This window comes from Deltaproteobacteria bacterium CG11_big_fil_rev_8_21_14_0_20_49_13, assembly GCA_002796305.1.
Classification (GTDB): Bacteria; UBA10199; UBA10199.
The window spans coordinates 272-20,161 of record PCWZ01000044.1; the positions used below are offsets into that span (position 1 = coordinate 272).

At 49.5% G+C, this 19,890-nt stretch carries 16 protein-coding genes; 6 read left to right on the top strand and 10 right to left on the bottom strand.

The features are described from left to right. Positions 1 to 214: 214 nt before the first annotated feature. Positions 215 to 3,070 (bottom strand): hypothetical protein, encoded by a 2,856-nt coding sequence (locus COV46_03730; protein PIR17514.1) that lies wholly within the window; start codon positions 3,068 to 3,070, stop codon positions 215 to 217. A 345-nt stretch (positions 3,071 to 3,415) separates the two neighbouring features. Here COV46_03730 and COV46_03735 point away from each other — a divergent pair, with 345 nt between their 5' ends. From COV46_03735 to COV46_03760, 6 genes are all read left to right on the top strand, one after another. Then, positions 3,416 to 6,139, top strand: a complete 2,724-nt coding sequence (locus tag COV46_03735) for a hypothetical protein (GenBank protein ID PIR17515.1) — start codon at positions 3,416 to 3,418, stop codon at positions 6,137 to 6,139. Positions 6,140 to 6,279: 140 nt separating this feature from the next. After that, on the top strand, positions 6,280 to 6,906 hold the full coding sequence (locus COV46_03740) for a hypothetical protein (protein ID PIR17516.1): 627 nt from the start codon (positions 6,280 to 6,282) through the stop codon (positions 6,904 to 6,906). A gap of 286 nt (positions 6,907 to 7,192) precedes the next feature. Further along, positions 7,193 to 7,375, top strand: a complete 183-nt coding sequence (locus COV46_03745; GenBank protein PIR17517.1) for a hypothetical protein — start codon at positions 7,193 to 7,195, stop codon at positions 7,373 to 7,375. Continuing rightward, positions 7,372 to 9,345, top strand: coding sequence for a hypothetical protein (locus COV46_03750; GenBank protein ID PIR17518.1), 1,974 nt, complete (start codon positions 7,372 to 7,374; stop codon positions 9,343 to 9,345). Before COV46_03745 ends, COV46_03750 begins: the two co-directional genes overlap by 4 nt. Positions 9,346 to 9,349: 4 nt before the next feature. Further along, positions 9,350 to 9,844, top strand: coding sequence for a hypothetical protein (locus COV46_03755; protein ID PIR17519.1), 495 nt, complete (start codon positions 9,350 to 9,352; stop codon positions 9,842 to 9,844). Continuing rightward, the gene (locus COV46_03760; protein PIR17520.1) at positions 9,756 to 10,184 is read left to right on the top strand and encodes a hypothetical protein; all 429 of its coding nucleotides are present in this window, start codon (positions 9,756 to 9,758) and stop codon (positions 10,182 to 10,184) included. Before COV46_03755 ends, COV46_03760 begins: the two co-directional genes overlap by 89 nt. Here COV46_03760 and COV46_03765 read toward each other — a convergent pair. The 9 genes from COV46_03765 to COV46_03805 form a co-directional block, all read right to left on the bottom strand. Next, a complete protein-coding gene (locus tag COV46_03765) occupies positions 10,176 to 12,512 on the bottom strand; it encodes a hypothetical protein (protein PIR17521.1) in 2,337 nt (778 codons plus the stop codon). The two genes, COV46_03760 and COV46_03765, sit on opposite strands and share 9 nt — an antisense overlap. 155 nt (positions 12,513 to 12,667) lie before the next feature. Beyond that, a complete protein-coding gene (locus tag COV46_03770; GenBank protein PIR17522.1) occupies positions 12,668 to 12,883 on the bottom strand; it encodes a hypothetical protein in 216 nt (71 codons plus the stop codon). 187 nt (positions 12,884 to 13,070) lie between these two features. Further along, on the bottom strand, positions 13,071 to 13,481 hold the full coding sequence (locus COV46_03775; protein ID PIR17523.1) for a hypothetical protein: 411 nt from the start codon (positions 13,479 to 13,481) through the stop codon (positions 13,071 to 13,073). Positions 13,482 to 13,726: 245 nt separating this feature from the next. Then, the gene (locus COV46_03780) at positions 13,727 to 14,611 is read right to left on the bottom strand and encodes an RNA polymerase subunit sigma-70 (GenBank protein ID PIR17524.1); all 885 of its coding nucleotides are present in this window, start codon (positions 14,609 to 14,611) and stop codon (positions 13,727 to 13,729) included. Beyond that, complete coding sequence (locus COV46_03785; protein ID PIR17525.1) at positions 14,598 to 15,026, bottom strand: cyclase; 429 nt, start codon at positions 15,024 to 15,026, stop codon at positions 14,598 to 14,600. The genes COV46_03780 and COV46_03785 overlap by 14 nt, the downstream gene beginning before the upstream one ends. A 62-nt stretch (positions 15,027 to 15,088) precedes the next feature. Further along, complete coding sequence (gene glpX / locus COV46_03790; GenBank protein ID PIR17526.1) at positions 15,089 to 16,060, bottom strand: fructose-bisphosphatase class II; 972 nt, start codon at positions 16,058 to 16,060, stop codon at positions 15,089 to 15,091. Between the two features lie 86 nt (positions 16,061 to 16,146). After that, positions 16,147 to 17,118 (bottom strand): lipoyl synthase, encoded by a 972-nt coding sequence (locus tag COV46_03795; protein PIR17527.1) that lies wholly within the window; start codon positions 17,116 to 17,118, stop codon positions 16,147 to 16,149. Positions 17,119 to 17,212: 94 nt separating this feature from the next. Further along, a complete protein-coding gene (locus COV46_03800) occupies positions 17,213 to 19,303 on the bottom strand; it encodes an ATP-dependent DNA helicase RecG (GenBank protein PIR17528.1) in 2,091 nt (696 codons plus the stop codon). 124 nt (positions 19,304 to 19,427) lie between these two features. Further along, positions 19,428 to 19,781 carry a hypothetical protein gene (locus tag COV46_03805; protein ID PIR17547.1) on the bottom strand — a complete coding sequence of 118 codons (354 nt, stop codon included), beginning with the start codon at positions 19,779 to 19,781 and terminating at the stop codon, positions 19,428 to 19,430. Positions 19,782 to 19,890: the final 109 nt, after the last annotated feature.

Genomic DNA, 19,890 nt, shown 5'->3' on the forward strand with positions numbered 1-19,890 from the left:
TCAGGACTCCGTCTTGTGGTCGTCTTTGCGTCTTGTGGTCGTCTTTAACTCAGGACTCCGTCTTGTGGTCCGTCTTGCGTCTTTACGTCTTGTGGTCGTCTTTAACTCAGGACTCCGTCTTGTGGTCCGTCTTGCGTCTTTAACTCAGGACTCCGTCTTGTGGTCGTCTTGCGTCTTGCGAGTATTGATTCCGTCTTGTGGCACCGGAAAAAAGTTATTGGAATTGGCTCATGGTATCGCGCAGGGCAGTAATTCCTGCCTGATTTATACTTGCGGCATTTATACCCACCAGCACATAGACACCGCGCTTAATATCCTCAGCGCCGGACTCCGACAAGACGAACTTTACATCAACGCCTTCCGGCATATAGCTTTTCATAAAGGTCGCCATTTGCTTGGCAACATCTTTATTCACGCCATTGATCATAACAAACACCTCATATCCGGCAAAGTCGAACTTTTTGCTGAACGTGGCAAGTTGCCTTTTAAACTCTTTGTCGACATCTTTCTTGATCTCGAAGAAATACAGGCTGTCTCCCCCAGGTGTTTCCTGAACGTTTTGCAGCAGGTCAGCTAGGTTGGCGTTCGTCAGTTCATCAGCAGGAGGCGTATCAAACGCCTTGCCGGAGAATTCCTTCTCAATATCCGAAACATTCCCCGGGACCACGGTAAACTGTATATTCCCTCTCATAGGCTGTCTGCCGAAAGTGAACAGCTGATCCTGAAGATACGCTTCTCTGCTCTGATTGACGGCCTGAATATCGCTTGCGCCGGCGGCCGCCGGTTTAATAAGGAATCTATAGGCCACATTTCTGCTCAGGCCCTTCAAAGGCGCCGCTACCGTTCTCTTTTGAAATGCGGCTCGGATGTTGCCAACGCCGCGCAAGGGTTTTACCTCACCATCGTTTCTGTACGGCAGTTCAACTACTATATTAACGGTCTGTTGATCCTCGCTTATAAATACCTGCCCGATATATTTCGACTTTGAAGCTTCCAGCGCCGTTTTTAGCGCGTCAAGGTTGACCTTATCGCCAGCCGGATCGATCTCTGATGAAGAATAGGCGCTCCCTCTGGCTTCGCTGATCTTGGCAAGGAACTCCGGCCTGTCGTGAAAGAATTTGACCTCCGTCCTTCTGGAAGCGGTCTTATCTTCATCGCCTGCGCCGGTCCTAATAAGATATTTTGGATCTTCGCCAAAGCCAACATTTAGAATATTTTCCGGCCTTATCGATGGAACATTTTTAGCACCCATTCTCTTTACCAGCGCTATTATCTCGTTCCTGACTATGCCGGCCCTTCTTTCCGAAAGCTTTTTGTTGGCATCGTCATCACCGTCTGAATTTGTGTATCCCTCTAAAAGGATATATTGTGTCTGTACAGGCAGGCCGAGATCTGTTCTGACATTGTCCGATTCTTTGACCTTGAAGAGCCAATCGGATATCGCTTTTCTGGCCTCCGGAGTAAGGGTAGACTTACCCTGCTTAAAGAGGGTGAGGCCGGAAAGCGAAAGCTCGGGGGCACTCGCAGGCGCAACATCCTGAACCGTCAGCGGGACAACAAGGGGTGGAGAAGCGGGCAGCTCGTTGTCAGCTTTCTCTGGTATCACCTCAGCAGGCATTTCAATGGTTGTCAAAACCTTGCGCGTTGGCGATGGGGGGGGGGTATAAGGGGCATCCACCAAAGGTGTTCTATCGTACGTTTCATCTCTGCCGAACGGGAAGACCAAACCTACCTGCGGCACATATTCCTGGCTAAGGCGTCGTCCGTAAATCGGCTGTCTGAATTCAAATCCCAGCGTAAGATCGAGCGAATCGGTCAGTTTAATGACGCCGGCAACGCTTGGGTTATATGTGAGGACTGTCTCGTCCCAGCCTTTTTTTACCGAAGTATCACTGCCGTGAATGCTGTTCCCGAAGAGGGTCAACACGCCAAAATCGACCGGGTTCACTTCAAGTCTGAAAGAACTCCCCATCTTGAACGCGAACGGTATATCTAAGCTGAACAGATTCGAGCCTATATTTGAATATGCGCTGGGGCGTCCGGCAAATCTGAAAGAGAGCTCATCCGCAAGACCGAGTCCGAAACGGAATATCCCTTTTTTAACGGCCCACCAGTGGAACGACAGTTCTGCACCAAAAGGAGAATAATAGTTGCTTCTCTCCGGATTTTGGGCGTTCCGAAAGTCCTGCGCGAACTCAGAATCTTTAAAAACGGGGCTGTCCTTTATCCTGTTATCGGTCGTGTGCTCTCCTTGGGGAAAGCTTAATTTCAACCTTACATCAAATTTCTCGTCGGTCGGATTGGTAGCGGGAGCTCCCGGTTTCTTTCCGCTCTCTTCCTGAACCAGCATCTCGGCATAGGCAATGAGGTCCTTCACTTTACCCGTGAGTTTTCTTGGAGACGAACCGTTCACAAGATATGTTATCGATATCTCAGTATTCTCGTCGGCGGGATTTGCCTCAAGAGCGCCCTTAAATTCGGCCCTGCTCTTGTAGGTATCCTTGCCAAATATGAAAGCCTCCGGCAAGTTTAAGATGCTTGAAAGGGTATCGGCTGAATCATATGTCATATAATCCCTTCTAACATTAGCAAGGGCACTTATTTGCATGAGATATATCTTCTTTTCGGCCACCTCCGCTTCTCCGGCTGTTTTAACCCATGCCGAATAATCGTCCCGGGTCTTAAATAAAAGGTCTTCGCCGTTTCGAGTTCTGACCTTAACAAAGGTGTGTGCTTTATCCGCCGGCCAATCTTTGGCCGCATTGATCAAAAGTGTATTATTTATATCGAGAATTAAAAATGCCCCGTTGTTTGGCCTAAGAGTGGGTCCATACTGAGCAATAAGGTTGGGTATGCTGGTATCATTTGGCATATTCCCCGCAATAAACTTGTCCTCGAATTGACCGCATGTGAGGTAAAAAACATCATCGCCTATTGAAAGCTTATCAACATCTCTTGCAACAAGCTCTAGTGAGCAATCTGAGACGACTCCGTCTTGTCCGTAATATGCAAAGCTCAAGCAGCTGCCATCTTCATTTAAACAGGCGCTCCATTTATTTATTTCGTTCATAAGGTCCTCCACGCCCGAACTATTTTTTTGACGGGCTCGTTTAGCTACTTACTTATCGGCACCATCACAAAAATGTTGCGTCTTTTTTTAAAAAGATCATATTTTTATACGAAACGACAACCTAATTTTAACTAGTTGCGGTAACATGCTGAAATATAAAGACTATACAACTAAATTTTCCCTTTACTATTGCCGTATAATATTGTTATAAAAAATTAGCAACATTTTTCTGCTTCTGCCGATACATAGGTGGGCAGGAGGGGTGTCATCCCCGCGAAAGCGTGGTTCTAGTGCATGAACCGGATTTCCGCTTCCGCTGGCTGAACGGGTTTAAAGGAGAAAATTATGTCTACTCGACAAAGACTATTTACCGTTTTTTTAATCACTGCGGTTCTTTTAATGTGCGCAAAAGATATATATGCCGCGACTTGTGAGTGCCAGGTAGGGAACCTCAACGGCAATGTAAGCGAATGTTCGCTCCTGTGGCACATGGCTAATCAGAAGTATTCGGGTAACCCGGGCGGTGATTGCACCGTGGTCACATTTGCCTCCGGCCTTGCAGGAACGATCACTCTGCAGTCTGGTTTCCCCATCAACGAAGACGTAAGACTTGTCGGCGTTCTTAATTCTGACGGTTCTCCAAGGATCACAATTAAAGCCGGCGCAATTTCAACTCCGCACATGGTAAGGATCTCCGGGATCCGCGTCAGCACCTCCGCAACCATAGAGAACCTTGCGTTCGAGGCAACCGGCAAAATAGCCATTTGGGCCGATTTAACGGCGGTCAATCAGTACCTTAAGAAGGTCACCGTTAAGAACAGCTCAACGGGTCTTAAACTTGCGGCAAACAATGCTAAACTCGAAGGCCTCAATGCCTACGGAAACACGACTGGCGTTCTGGTGGACACCGGCGATTTCAACTTTATCACCGGTTCCCTGTTCTGGAGCAATTCATCGATGGCGATAGATCTTCAGAACGGCGGCAACGAGAACCTTCCTTATCCATCCGAGATAAGGGCAATGGTAAAACAGGATAACACAGCCGTTGTGGGAATGGTGGGACTTGTGAGCAACATAGTTACCAACATGGAGTTATTTGAGGCCGATACAGCAACCCTCGCTCAGGCACAGGGTCAGGGAAAGGTTTTCAAGGGTCCATTTACACCAACGAAGTTTTCGTGGGACATAGGCGATGAACGCAGATTCGCCGTAGGCTCTTCAGGAATGTCCGTCACAAAATATTATACTGTTACGGCGTTCGATCTCGACAAGAACACGTCCGAGTTTTCCGGACAATTCACGGCCATAGCAGATCCGGATGACAACGGCAATCCCAACGATGACGGCAATCCGCGCGTGATAGGCGACGTGCCGTGTCTTACCGCCGAATGGTTCATGCACGCCCTCGACGGCGTGAAGATAAACGGCAGTTCGGTTCCGCAATTCACCGGCGACCCGTGGTCGGTTGATTCGGACGGCGACGGCAAAACCAACCTTAAAGAGGACAAGAACCAGAACTGCGTGGTCGATTCCGGCGAGACCGATCCGACAAAATATGATTCTTCCTTAGTTTTCACAAAAATTCCGCCGCCCCTCGATTTTTGCCCTGACGAAGATAAGGACGGTATCTACTGCGACGACAACTGTCCGATGAACGCAAATCCCGACCAAAAAGACAGCGACAAAGACGGAATAGGGGATGTCTGCGAAGGGGATTTTGACGGCGACGGGATTTCCGATGACAACGACAACTGCATCGAAGTGCCCAACATCGATCAGAAGAACACCGATGGCGATCCTTTGGGCGATGCCTGCGATCCCGACGATGATAACGACGGCTTGACCGACGATGAAGAAACAGAGGCCGGCACAAGCGTGACCGATCCGGACACAGACGGCGACGGTTATTGCGACGGCACGGATTGGGGCTACGAAGGCCACGAATGCAAGGCCCCGATGGATAACTGCCCTACAGTTGCGAACCCCGACCAGAAAGATGCCGATGGAGACGGCATAGGCGACAAATGCGACAAGGCCCCCAACGAGTCATGTTCGACCGCTGACTCGGACAGCGACGGCGTTGCCGACTACATAGACAACTGCCCGCGCATAGCCAACGGAGGACAGAGCGATGACGACGGCGACGGGAACGGCAATACGTGCGACTTTTTTGATAACGTTGCCGGCACGCCATATTCATCTGAACTCACCAGGTTCTACGGCGCAATGTTCAAGAACGACCTAGATACCGACAACATTAAAGATGATGTAGATACGGACAGGGATGGTGACGGTATACTTAACACAAAGGATAAATGCCCGGCCGACTGGAACAAGACTCAGATGGATTCCGACCTTGACGGTCTGCCGGATGCCTGCGACGATTACGATGATTTGAACAATCTTTCCTACGCGGACGAGAGCAGGAACTTTACCATTAAATGGTGGGTCAAACTTTCGGCAACGCAAAAGAAGAATCTGCTTAATCACGCCGACTGCGATGCCGACGACGACGATATTGTTAATAAGATAGACAACTGCGCAGGAGTTGCCGCGGTGCAGGCGGATTCATGCTTCCCCGGAAGGGACGAAGAAGCCCCTGCCGGAGCGCATGCCTGCTGGAACTTCGACCAGCGAGACACCGACAAGGATGGGCTGGGCGATGTTTGCGATAACTGCACGGAACTTTCCAATAATGATCAAGCCGACCTTGACGGCGACAGGATAGGTGACGCCTGCGACGATGATGTTGACGGCGACGGTATCAAGAACGCCGATGACAATTGTCCGCTTATTTATAACCCTAACCAAGCCGATGCCGACGGCGACGGCGTTGGCGACAAGTGCGACGCATCGACAGGTATCGACTTCGGCATCACACAGCCGCCGGTGAATTTAGGCTGGGGCGAGATAGAAGGCGGAGGCAGTTATACCAGTTCGGGCGGCTGCAGCAACATTAGCGGAAGCGCACCTGTTGGCTCTGGCATGGCACTGCTCTTTTTGCTACCGCTGATAATAGCAACGTCATTGCGAGAAGCGGTGAAGCGACGAAGCAGTCCAGTCAATTAATTGTCATCTCCGCAAAAGAAGCGGAAATCCGGTGTGCTGATCTTTTCACCCCCGCTCATCCTGAGCCTGTCGAAGGATGAACTTTTCACCACCGCTCATCCTGCCTGCCCGCCTGTTGTTTGGCGGGAGCCTGTCGAAGGATGAACTTTTCATCATTCTCGCTTGTCGGGAACCAAGCAATATGTTATAAAAGGTCCATGAAAAAACTCGTGGGCCTTTTTATTTTGTCTTTTTCGTTAATTGCCCTTCACTCATCCTCTCTCTCTGCCCAGATTTCTAGCGATACCTACGAAAGGGTTAAGGCGAGCGTGGCTCCGGAAACCGCTCCGGTTGCGCATAAACATAAAAAAGGAAAAAAGGACAGGGAGAACATGATATCCGAGGGATATTATTACGCACCGATACTTACCATAGGCGTGAATGAAGAGCTTACCTTTCCCGCCAATATGACCGAATGCAAGGTCTACGATAACCGCACCCTTGAAAGGGCGGTCGTTATGGCCACATGGAAGGGGACGTGCGAATGGATAGTCCTGCGCAACCCGACCGACCTCGACCCTTCGGCCCCGCTATACATTCAACTGGATAAGCCGTTATTGCTTGAAGACATGGACCCGTCATCAAAAGGCCGTCCGCTGGTCATCACGAACGATACTGGAAGAGCGATACTATTCAAGACCCCCAAGAACGGCGGCTGTGCCGTTATCGTGAGAAAACCTAATACCGCCATCATGGGCTTCACCTTTGAAGGGGCTATTTGCCGCTGATTTCGAAATATCTAACTAAGTGTGGTAAGAGGAGATGGGGTGTATGTCTTCGGGCCCGGCGCCTCGCTCAAACGCCGCTCGTCACCTACAGCTTCGGACACCGAATCTTCATATGGCTTAGAAATCGGTGTCCTCAGATGTCCCTCGACATACACCCCATCTCCTCTTACCACACTTTAGATTGATAAAACCGACCGCCAGCGCCTCAAATACCTTAACCACCCCTGAAACTTGGCACGGGTTTTGCTTATACGACTAGTAGGAGGACAATGAAAAACAATCGATTATGTTAAATAACTATTTGATATGTCTGATAATTGCTGATATATTGGCTCTCGTAGCCCCGACCTTAAGGTCGGGGGAGATGTTGGAAAGCGTCAATATTATGCCGCTTTTTATCGATTTGGGAGCGTTTAGGGGGAGCTACAGCCCGCCAAGACTGACCCGGCGGGCAAGGAGGATGATATGAAGAAAAAAATCTATTTATGCTGTATCAGTGCTGTAAGCATGTTACTTTTGCTTTCATCCTCTGGTTTATTTGCTGAGGATGCTAAGTGCTCAAATATCGATACATTTGAAAAATTTAAGGAGGCCCTTAAGGAGGCCCTTAATGACCCCGCCTGTACCCAAATTACACTTGATAAAACAATCGTCATCACTGAGTCAATGGAAATTCAAGGAACGAAAGATAAACCACTGATTGTGGCGGGAAATCAGGATAGCAAAACTGACATTGGTCTTTCGTTGAATAAAGACGTGGATGTTGTGGCGTCGAACCTGAAGTTGCAGGGGACAGGTGCTCTTGTAATTGCAGGAGGCGCAACTATGTTATGCGCAAATTGTGATATACAGCTGAAAATTATAAATAGTGGCACTTTCATATTTTCCACAGGCAATTCCGCAAAGAGCATGGCCGTTTATACCAAAACAGATAAAGACACATTATTGTATAATATTAATTTTGAAAACTTTGGTGATGGCTATGCCATAAAAATAAATGGTGGTGATCTGTCAGGTTCAACCTTTCGTTTAAAGTCGACTGACTCCGCAATTACCACCGTCGATAAGTTAGGCGCATATCCGCTCAGCAAAGTACTTATGATCGCCAACAATAAATACATTCTAAATGGAACCGGCAGCTTAGAACTCGCTAAGATCTTTAAATATGACACAGCATCAAATATGTACAAACTTGGCAAGCCATCGATCAAATATGCCGGTTCAGTTAGTAACAACTACAGAATATCTGTGAACAATATTTTCGGAAAAACATCAGATCAAAAATGGAAATGGGGTAATTTTGAATGTCCGGGCACGGCTCATGGAAATGACAGGCATATAAATTTCGAACCGTATTTCCTACAATATGAAGATTCAAATTTAATTGGTGTTTACCCAATTGGCATCTACACATTCAAGACCGCAGAGACTATCAAGTACATTGAAATTCCCAAAACGGCTAATATCAAAACAGGTACCGACGATACCACCTTGAAAGACGGAGACAGTATTGCCATGCTGGTCCATTGCGAAGGTACAGGCACAACTAAATTTAGCGATCCTCTAATCTTAAAGAACCCGGATAATTGTGCCATAATGAGTCTAGACGGAACTTGTCTACAATGCAACGAAGCGGAAGGTTACTATTCGAAGAGTGGTGTCTGCACACCTTGCACCGGTGAAGGCTCTGCGATCAAAGAAGGCAAGTGTGTCTGCGACGAAGAGCACACCCTATGCGGTGGAGCGTGTTTAGAGAACTGCGCAGAGGGCATGGTCATGCAGTCCGATTGTATATGCGGGGTTGCATGCCAGGATAATGAGGACAAGGTTGGGAGTGCTTGCCTGCCCAAGTGTGACGAAAACTCAACAAGGGGCGCCTCCGGGGATTGCGTCTGTAACGCAGGCTCCACAAAATATCCTGAGCGTAAGGATCAGGACGCCAAATGCGTAACGTGTTCGGGAAAGGTGATAAACGGCAAGTGCCAGTGTTCCAACTCTTCCTATATCATCGCATTAACGGGCGAGTGCATTGCCCCCGTTGCAGGGAAGAAGTGCTCGGACCAGGATGTCGATGCCATAGAAGAAGATGACATCTGCGTCTGTAAGACCGGTTACAAATGGGACCCCGGCGCCCCTTACGGGGATTATGCCCCTTCCTGCGAACCATGCGCCGAAGGCGATCCGTTGTGCACGGTCCCTCTCGACTGCAGCCTTGACATAAATAAGGACGCTGTCGATTGCGACTGCTCCGCTGATATAAACAAAGATGCCGCATGGTGCGCCGGCAGCACCGGCCCGTCAGGCGACTGCGGTTGCCGATTAGGCGCCGCGCCAATATCGATTTGGCAAATTATATTGCCGTATCTGATGAGCCTGACGGGTGTCGCGGGCTTGATTATTTGGAGAAGAGGAAAGTTGTCACGCGATAGCCGCGCCTAATTTTATGAATGCCAAAGAGCTAAATAAGGCCATGGAATATTTTAAAAAGACGCCGAGCGTTCTATTTGCGTGCCTTTTTGGTTCGCATGCCAAGGGCGGCGCAAATCGTTTAAGCGATATCGATATTGCCGTTTATATGTCTGCGAATGTCAGCCATTCCGATCTCTATAAACACAGCCTGAAGTTCATGGCCGATTGTCCTCTGAAGGGCACAAAAGACGTGGTCATGCTTAATGAAAGCTCTCCGCTTTTGGCCTATGAAGTCCTTGCCCACGGTAGACCCATTTTTATAAGAGATAAAAAAGTTTTTATAGATTTCACTGTAGCGGCATATAGCCGTTATTTCGACACAAAAAAAATTCGCCAGATACAATTTGACGCTTTATCCGAACGAATAAAAGGGGGTAAAATTGGTCATTTCAAAGGAAACTGTTCTTACAAGGTTGCAAAAATTAGAGCTTTCGCTTGCCAAATTGCAAGAACTCGCAAAACTCACTAAGAAAGAGTTTCTGAACAAGGAAAATTATGTGCCTCGTGACCTTGCTGACCGCAATTTGCAAGTTGCTGCGGAGTGCATCTTTGACATCGGTGGGCATATCATTGTCGAAGATGGGCTCGGCATTCCCAATGACTATGAGGATATAATTAAAATTTTGGGGGACAATAAAGTTCTTAGTCGGAGGCTTGCAAAACAGCTCAAGGGCCTTGGTGGTTTCAGAAACTTGCTGGTTCATGATTACATGGGAATAGATTACAGTTTGATTTATGCTCGCCTTAAAGACGGCCTTGGCGATTTTTCCGATTTCATCAAAGAGATACATGGGTACATTTCAAAGTGATGAGTTCGAGTATCTTCCAAGCGCAAGCAGAGGAAAGAAATGACGGTATCCGTGGTAGCGGATATAAAAGTGGTTGGGAAAGCCGGTGCCCGTGAACTCCTTTTCATCCCAAGTGCCGTCTGCGCGTAGATTATCCGTTAAAAATTTTGCCGCTCTTGTCATTGCGAGCACCGAAGGTGCGTGGCAATCTCCCGAACAAAGTTTATTGCGGGGGATTGCTTCGTCGCTGTCGCTCCTCGCAATGACATCGCGACCCGCTATCAATCCCATCAGCGCCCAGGCGGTTTGAGAGGGGATGCCGGCCGGTCCTTCGACTGGCTCAGGATGAGCGGTGTGCTCACGAGGGTAGGGGAGATATTTTCCGAACCTGTAGCTCTCCGGATGCTCGCTAAAACCGCCGTCTTCGTGCTGAATAGAGATCAGCCAGTCGATAGCCCTATTGATCTTATTCTGCCATTCATCCTTCGACCCTTCGACTCCGCTCAGGGCAGGCAGGTTCAGGATGAGCGGTTTAATGCCGGCCAAACCTGTAAGCACGCACCACGTGCCGTAGATGTAATTCACCCCCCAGCGTCCGCTCCACGCGCCAAAGTTTTCCTGCGTGCGGGAGAGAAAATCAAGAGCCCTTGTCATCGCGAGCGAAGCGTGGCGATCCAGTTCACTTAGTTTACAACGGGGGATTGCTTCGTCGCTTTCGCTCCTCGCAATGACACCGAGTTCCGCCAATAGTGCTATCATCCTCCCCGCAATATCCGGCGAGCTCGGGTCGAGGCAGGCGCCATGGTCGGAAAAGGGGATGCGGTTCACTATCTTCAGGTTCTGATTCTTATCGAAAGCGCCCCAACCGCCGTCGTCGTTCTGCATAGAAAGGACCCATTCAAGGCCGAGTTTAATGGCAGGGACCTTCTCCGCCTCCGGTAGCGCCAGACGGTTCAGGACATGCAGTACTTGTATCGTGTCATCGACATCCGGAAAATAATCGTTCTCGAATTCGAACGACCAACCGCCGGGTTTGACATCGGGATTTTTGAACTTCCAGTCGCCGTAAACTTTTGTTATCTGCTTTGAGATGAGCCATCTTCCGGCCTTGAGCAGACGAGGATCGTTGCTCGGCACACCGGCTTCAAGAAGGGCGGTTAGCTGCCACGGCGTGTCCCATACGGGGGAGATGCAGCATTGCTGATGGATGAATGGCATGTCATTGCGAGGAGCCCTTTGGGCGACGCGGCAATCCCCCGCATCTCTTGCAGGGGATTGCTTCGCTCCGCTCGCAATGACACAAGTTGCAGGCAGTTCATCGCCTTCATAACTTTGCTGGAAACTTTTTAACGCGTTTAGCGCCTTGCGAATTGTCGGGTGCGAATTAGTATGCCCAAGGCTCGATAGTGCCATTGCGCCGTAGACAAGGGCGGGGAAGATGTCTTCGGTCCTTTCAATGTGTTCGCGTATCCATTCTTCACACTTTTTAATGGCCGGTGCGTCGAACGGAGATATCGGCAATTTGGTGGTGACCTTGAGCACCTTATCGAGATTTATGAAGAAGCGTTCCCATGAAAGGAACGCCGTATCGGACTTATATTCCCAGCTCCTTTTTGAAGCCGGCTCGGCAAAGAGTTCGTCAAGATTAAACGGTTCTGTCATCGCGAGCGAAGTGTGGCGATCCAGTTTATCCACCGGATTGTTTCGTACCGACGCATGTCGGGACTCGCAATGACACGCAAGTGGTCTTACGGGCTTCTTCTTCATTATTATAAGAAGGGGAATGATGCATGCGCGCGCCCAGCTGGAGAACTCGTAAACGGTCACCGGCGACCATGTGGGCATCAGCATTAGTTCCGGCGGCATGGCGGGGCAGGCATCCCACGGAACGAGGCCGAAGAGCGCCATATGGATCTTGGTAAAAATGCGGGCGTGGGTTATACCGCCCTTTGAAAGGATAAATTCAAGAGAACTGTTTAAAGCGCGCTTGATATCGCTCACCCTGAGCTCGTCGAAGGGTGATAATCTTTTATCCTTCGACGGGCTCGGGATGCACGATAGATGCAGTTTTAGCGCCCAATAACACTCGATAGTGGTCGAAAGATCGGGGGGACCGCCGTAATAAAGGCTCCATGTGCCATCGGGCCTCTGGCATGATATAATACGTCTTGCAAGGCCGGCCTCTACATCCCCATCCACCTCGCCCATGAAGTGCATTAAAAAGATATATTCCGCGCAGATATACTCGGTGGCCTCAAGGGTATACCACCAGTAGCCGTCATCTGATTGTAGGCTCAATTGGTGCTCCGTGGCTAAAGATAGGGCGTCTTTAATGGAACGGTTCTGCATTGGTGCGGTATTATTAAGGAATTAGTGGCGGTAAGTCAAGAAAAGGCTCTATAAAAATCACTGAAATATTTTTATTGGACGCGAATAAAATGAAGCCATTAGCGGAATGAAACGATTTTATTACAATACCCCCCTCTAGGGGTCCGACCCTTTTGTTAGCCAAAGTCGGTCTCGCCGCTATCCCCGCTGCTGCCGGTCTCTTCGGCAACAACAGCCAGCGGTACTACCTGCATTACTGCCTGCGACCTATGCATGAGGCGTTCCCATGTGCCAACCTTTAAAAAGACGTTTCCGCCCCTAAAGCTGAATGAGAACCATACGGATAGTACTACCAGCACGAAACATACTATTTTTGCTGTCTGTGCCTTCATATCTTTCTTTACTCCTCCTATTATTATTATCGGTCAAAAATTCCAAAAGTTGCTAACTATTTGTTTTGCAATCCGCATGCCAAGCGGGTTAGCGGGCCGTATAAAATAATATGCAATAATATCAGTGGTTATCAATAGAATAACGGCTCAAATGCTTGTCTGACAAGATCTTGCGGGGTATTTAGTCCTATTTAATGGGGCTTTGAAACATCATCAAGGTGTTGGCGTTAACGCTTAAATTGGGTTGTATAATGGGTATTTCACTGGCCTCTTGGGCAAGGGCCTCTTCATTAATTTCTTCATTCGGGGCCACAACGGCGCTTGGTGTCTCCGTACCGGTGAGCATGCCTGATTGGGCAAGTTCATATATAGTGTGCATATTAGGGTTGCACGAAATGGCCGTAGGGCACCTCTGAATAACATCAAGCATGGCCTGCATGGGGGTCCTGACCGTATTCACTATAAGGGGGTTAATTGTTGGGGTTTCGGATGTTGCCGCTACAGGACCGCCGGCCTCAGGAAGTGCCGGCATTGTCCCGTCGCCACAGCCGGCCAAAAATCCCAATATGATCAAGGAAAAGATGAAAGTACGGTTCATAAATGACCTCTATCATTATTATCGGCAGAAACCAGAAAAAGTTGCTAGAAAAATTCAGGGGAGAGACCACCGGTCACGGAGCAAATATTATAAGGATTTGCAAACGATGGTTCTAGATAGGATTTTAGACTATTTGCTCCGTGACCGGTGGTTACCGGTGGTTCTAACCTCGCGATCCCCAACTTGACATAATATCTCTTATGCGACCTCATATGTCTAAAAAATATATTGGGCTATAAGGGCCCCTATGGCCTAATATCGTTAAAGTAGCCCTTTAGCTTCTCCATTAGCCTTGCCTCTATCTGGCGGGCCCTTTCTTTGGAGATACCATATTCATTCGCTATCTCTTGCAGAGTTAAAGGAACTTCTGAAAGAAGCCTTTCATGCAATATCTTCACCTCGCGCGGCTTCAAAACTTTTGAAAATTGTTCCAGCCTCTCCTTAAAGATATCGCTCATCTGCTTGTTGCTAAGCTTCTCATCCATGGGTATCTCATCGTCCGAAATGAAATCTTCCAAAATGGCGCTTTTGGGTTCGTGAGAAACCGGGGTTCCCAGCCCGATCTCGGGATGTGTGAGCCTGTTCGACATCTCCTCGATCTCACTCACGTCAACGCCGAGCTTGCTGGATAAAAGCCTCGAATCCGCGTAATAGCCCATCTGTTCGATCTTTTGCTTCTCCTGCATCAGGTTAAAAAAGAGCTTTCGCTGGTTCCTGGTGGTACCTATCTTTATCAGCCTGAAATTGTCCAATATATACTTTAATATATATGACCTGATCCACCAAGTCGCATAATGGCCTAGACGCGCGCCTTTTGTGGTGTCGAACTTCTTCACGGCATGCATGAGCCCAACGTTTCCCTCGCCTATCAGGTCCAGCACATTATGATAGGCGTTCTTGTACTCCATGGCTATCTTCACAACGAGGCGCAAATGAGAAGTGACCAGCTTCTTTGCCGCCTCAACATCTCCCTCCTCATGAAAGCGCCTGGCAAGTTCCTTTTCCTCTTCTTCGGAGAGCATCGGATATGCGGCCACCTGGGAAAGATAAGCCTTTAAGGGATCGACCGGCACCAGCTGTGAAGGTTCGTGTCTTAACGTCGGCAGGTATTTTTCGTTATTCTCTTTCATCTATCCTTGTCTTAAAATTTTTCAGCATCTTTGGCAAGTGAGATTCGATAAGTTTTTCGGCAACAGCCTTGGGCACGAGCCAGCCGAATTGAACTTCGACCGAATATGTGAGCTTGGTCCTATTTTTTCCTTCCGGCTCAAGTGACCATTCCCCCGTGTTCGATTTCATGTTATCGCCCTTAACTAGCTCCCAGGATATTAGACTTGGATGCTTCAAGTGGAACTTTAAGGTGTATTCGCTCTTTAACAAGAGCTCTACTTTGAACCTTACAACGATTTCTTTAGAGTTCTTTTTGATAACTGTCGCGTCCAATATCTCGGGAAGGAACTTCGGATAACTTTCAAAGTCGGAGACAACATCAAACGCCTCTTTTGGCGATGCGTTCACCGTTATGGACCTTTTGATAGCGGGCATAGTTTATTAAACCTTCGCTATCTCTCATGGTTCGACAGGCTCACCATGAGCGCATCTTGCCATTATTCTTCCCACGAATATTTTGGCTTGCGCTTGAAATCATGATGGGTCTCGATATATCTCACCGTTCCTGTTTCGCTACGCATAACAACGGAGTGCGTAACGGCGCCGCCGCCGAAAAATACGACCCCTTTCAAAAAATCGCCGTGTGTAACTCCAGTTGCCGCAAAGACCACGTTCCCATTTGCGAGCTCATCTACATTATATATCTTGTTAAGGTCACTCACTCCCATCTTTAGTGCACGGCTCTTTTCCTCTTCGTTGCGGAAGGCAAGCCTTCCCTGCATATCGCCGCCGATGCATTTAAGCGCCGCGGCGGCCAGCACACCTTCAGGCGCCCCACCCGTTCCCATAAGAGCGTCAACGCCGCGGGATTCTCTGCACGTTGCTATGGCCGCCGAAACGTCACCGTCGCGAATGAGCTTGATGCGGGCCCCCGATTCCCTCACTTCGCGAACAAGGTCTTCGTGGCGCGTTCTGTCCAGTATTATAACGGTAAGGTCGCTCACCTCGCAGTTCTTGACCCTGGCTATCTGTCTTAAGTTTTCTGTGGGCGAAAGTTTCAGGCTGATAACGCCTTTTGCCGAAGGGCCAACGGCTATCTTTTCCATGTAGGTATCGGGCGCGTTGAGAAAGTTACCCTTGTCCGCCGCCGCTATAACTGCCAAGGCGTTCGGATCGCCGCGCGCCGTTATTGTGGTCCCTTCTAAAGGATCTAGCGAAATATCCACCTCGGGATCGTTATCGTTCCACTGACCGACCTTTTCACCGATATAAAGCATGGGGGCCTCGTCGCGTTCACCCTCACCTATCACAACCGTTCCCCTGATGCTGATGGTCTGGAGCGACCTTCGCATGGCGTTAACCGCCGCCTGGTCAGCAAGTTTTTCATTACCACGTCCCATAAGACGTGACGAAGATATTGCCGCCGCCTCGGTCACGCGAACAAGTTCAAGGGCTAAATTGCGATCCATGTTATCCTCCTATTTTATTCATCCTTCGACCCTTCGACTCCGCTCAGGGCAGGCAGGCTCAGGATGAGCGAGGTATAAAAACCCGCTCATCCTGAGCCTGCCGAACCATGAACAAATATTTGTTCTGCCATATAGGAACTCCTAACAAAAACTCCGCTAAATACGCTTGTTATCCCGATATTCTCACCCATTACTTTAAGCTCTCTAAACTCTTCCTCACTGTAATATTTTTCAACATGTGCGTTGGTCTTACTTGGCGCAAGATACTGTCCTATCGTTACCATTTCGCAACCGGCGTTTTTCAGTTCATTCAAGGTCGCGTTAATCTCGCCCATGCTCTCGCCAAGCCCCACCATTATTCCGGACTTGGTGATTATATTAGAATAACTATTTTTTATCCAGCCTAAAATCTTAAGGGACCTGTCGAAGTCGGCGTGCGAGCGGACGGCAGGAGTCAGTCGCCTTACGGTCTCTATATTATGATTAAAAATGTCGGGCCCTGCATCGCAAACGGTCTTTAAACATTCGGGGCGGGCATGAAAATCCGGCGTGAGAACTTCGATAGTGATCGGTCGCTCATCCTGAGCTTGTCGAAGGATGGGCGACTGTCCATGGTTCGACAGGCTCACCATGAGCGATCTAAGAGCCTTGATAGTTGCGGCAAAGTGTCCGGCCCCTTCGTCCGGCAGGTCGTCGCGGGTGACAGAAGTTATTACAACGTGTTTGAGCTTTAGTTCCGAGACCATTCGGGCAATGGAGGCCGGTTCTTGCGGATCAGGAGGTGAAAGCAACTCATCCTTCGACAGGCTCAGGATGAGCGACTGAGCGCCCCGCTCACCCTGAGCCTGTCGAAGGGTGGAACGCACATTGCAAAATCTGCACGAACGCGTACAGGTGTTGCCAAGTATCATGAACGTTGCCGTCCCGCGCGAAAAACATTCGCCCAGGTTCGGGCACCTTGCCTCCTCGCAAACGGTGTGAAGCTTGTGTTTGCGAAGCTGTGCCTTTATATTATGAACATCCATGCAGGAGAGGTTTAGTTTTTTTATAGGCTTCATAATTACCAACGTGTCATTGCGAGCGTAGGCGAAGCAATCCCCCGATTGTATTCGTGGGATTGCCACGCCCCTTTGGGGCTCGCAATGACATATACTAAGCAACTTTTCCCAGTTCGATATTGCCTCGTTCCTTCATTAGTTCCGAGAACGGCCTGTTCTTCGGCAACTCTAATTTAGGATCTTCGGTTATCATCTCAAATGCCGCCTGCCTCGCTGTCTGCAACATGCCGGCATCTCTAATAAGGTCGGCGAGCTTGAATTCCGGCAACCCCGACTGTCTGGTCCCTAAGAACTCCCCCGGACCGCGTATCTTTAAATCCTCCTCGGCTATCTTGAACCCGTCGGTCGTCTCTATCATTATATTGAGGCGCGCCCTGCCGTCCTCGCTCAAATATCCTGAACATATAAGGATGCAAAAGGACTGCGCATCTCCCCTGCCAACCCTGCCTCTTAACTGGTGCAGTTGAGCAAGCCCGAAGCGCTCTGCATGCTCAACGACCATGACCGTTGCGTTGGGGACGTCAACGCCGACCTCTACAATAGAGGTCGCGGCAAGAATATGGACGCGCCCCGCCTTGAAATCGCGCATCACCCTTTCCTTCTCCTCCTGCTTCATTCTACCGTGCAGAAGCTCCACGCGATACGTCGGGGCAAAGACCTGAGAAAGAAGCGCAGCCTCTTCAGTAGCGTTCTTAAGATCTATCTTTTCCGATTCTTCTATCAAGGGATAGACCACATAGGCCTGATGACCCCGCTCGAGCTCCATACGTATGCCTGCATGAAGTTTTTCCCGCTGTCTATCGCTGTAGGACTTTGTGATTACGGGCCTCCTCCCTCTGGGGAGTTCGTCCAGCACAGATACCTCAAGATCACCGTAAAGCGTCATGGCAAGGGTCCTTGGAATGGGCGTTGCGGTCATTACAAGGACATCCGGCGAGGCCCCCTTTTTGTGAAGGGCCATCCTCTGGGCCACACCAAACCTGTGCTGTTCGTCTATTATGGCCAGGCCAAGCTTGGCGAACTTAACGTCCTTCTGGATCACCGCATGGGTTCCGACGAGTATCTGAATATCGCCTTTTGCAACGCCGCCGTAAATAGAGGCACGGGCATCGCCCTTTACGCTGGCCGTCAGTAACGCGCACGGAACCCTTAACTTTTCGGCAATGGGTTCCATGCTCTTTAAATGCTGTTCGGCCAGTATCTCTGTAGGAGCCATAAAGACCGCCTGATAACCGTCTGCCGCCGCCTGAAGGGCCGCCGCAAGGGCCACGACCGTTTTGCCGCTCCCCACATCGCCCTGCAATAACCTGTTCATGGGATGGCCGTTCGCCATATCTTGGCGTATCTCCCTTATCACCCGCTCCTGCGCCCCGGTAAGCTCAAAAGGAAGGGTGCCCAAGAACCTTTCATATTCGTCCTTTTTGAAATCGAACGATATTCCCTTCTCCTTTTCGTTGGAGGCGCGCCGCATGGCAAGCGCCAGCTCTAGGATGAAGAATTCGCTAAAGATAATGGTCCTGTGCGCTGGGGTGCGCCACGAATTAAGTCTTTCGGTCTCGGATTCTTTGGGCGGAAAGTGCAGGAATTGCGCGGCCTCTTTAATGCCTGTTAGTTCATGCCTTTTGGCAAACTCTGTCGGATAGACATCTTTTATTTCGTGCGAATATTTTTCCCAGGCGTTATTGATTATCTTTCTGTAGAGCCTTTGAGAAACGCCATCTGTTAAAGGATAGATCGGAAGTATCTTGCCGCCTATCTCGGGTGAGTCGTCGTCGCCAAGGACTTCGGTCTCGGGATGGACGAACTGTTTCATTCCGTTGTATTCTGTCAACTCGCCGGCAAAAAGCACCTTGGTCCCTTTTCGGAACTGCTCGCCGAAGTTCTTGTTAAAATGGAACCACTTTGCCGAAACAAGACCCTTGCCGTCGGTAATCATCACCTCGAATATGCGCTTGCGGCTCCGCCCCAAAAAAGAGACGCCGCTTGTGGCAACCTCGCCAATTATCGTCCGTTCTTTTCCCGGGGCGGCATCTTTGATGGAGGTTATCTCCCGCCTGTCGATATATCTGTAGGGAAAGTGGAAAAGGACGTCGTTAACGGTGTAAAGACGGCGGTTGCCGAGTACAGATGCCAGTCGGGGGCCGACGCCCTTGATGTATTGGATGGATGTTTGTAGGTCGTTCATTTAATGCCCAATGTCCAAATCGCAATGACGAATGAGTTCATCCTTCGACAGGCTCAGGATGAGCGGACGGGTGAAAACCTCGCTCACCCTGAGCCTGTCGAAAGGCGAACGAGCTTAAACATTATTATTCAAGCACGGTGAACTCAACGCGGCGGTTCTTTGCTCGGCCTTCGGTAGTGTTATTATCGGCTATAGGATTGGATTTGCCATAACCCTTGGCAACAAGACGCGAGCGGTCAACACCCTTGCCGATGAGATAGTTGGCAACGGACTCGGCGCGTTTCTGGCTCAGCCTTATATTGTAGGCATCTCCGCCTATACCGTCGCAGTAACCCGCGACCTCGATCTTTTTAATGCCAGGGTTCTTCTTCAGGAGCTCGGCAACGTCGTCAAGTATAAGGAAAGAAATGGGTCTGATGTTAGACCTGTTGAACTCGAAATGTATCTTTTGGGTGATAATGATCTTTTCCGTGACCATCGCCTCAACCTCTGCCGGAGGTGGCGGCGGCGGCAACTCGATGATCTTGGGCTTGCGGAAATTGACGCTGGCATAAATGCGGAAATCGGGAGCGCCTATTCCTCGCGAA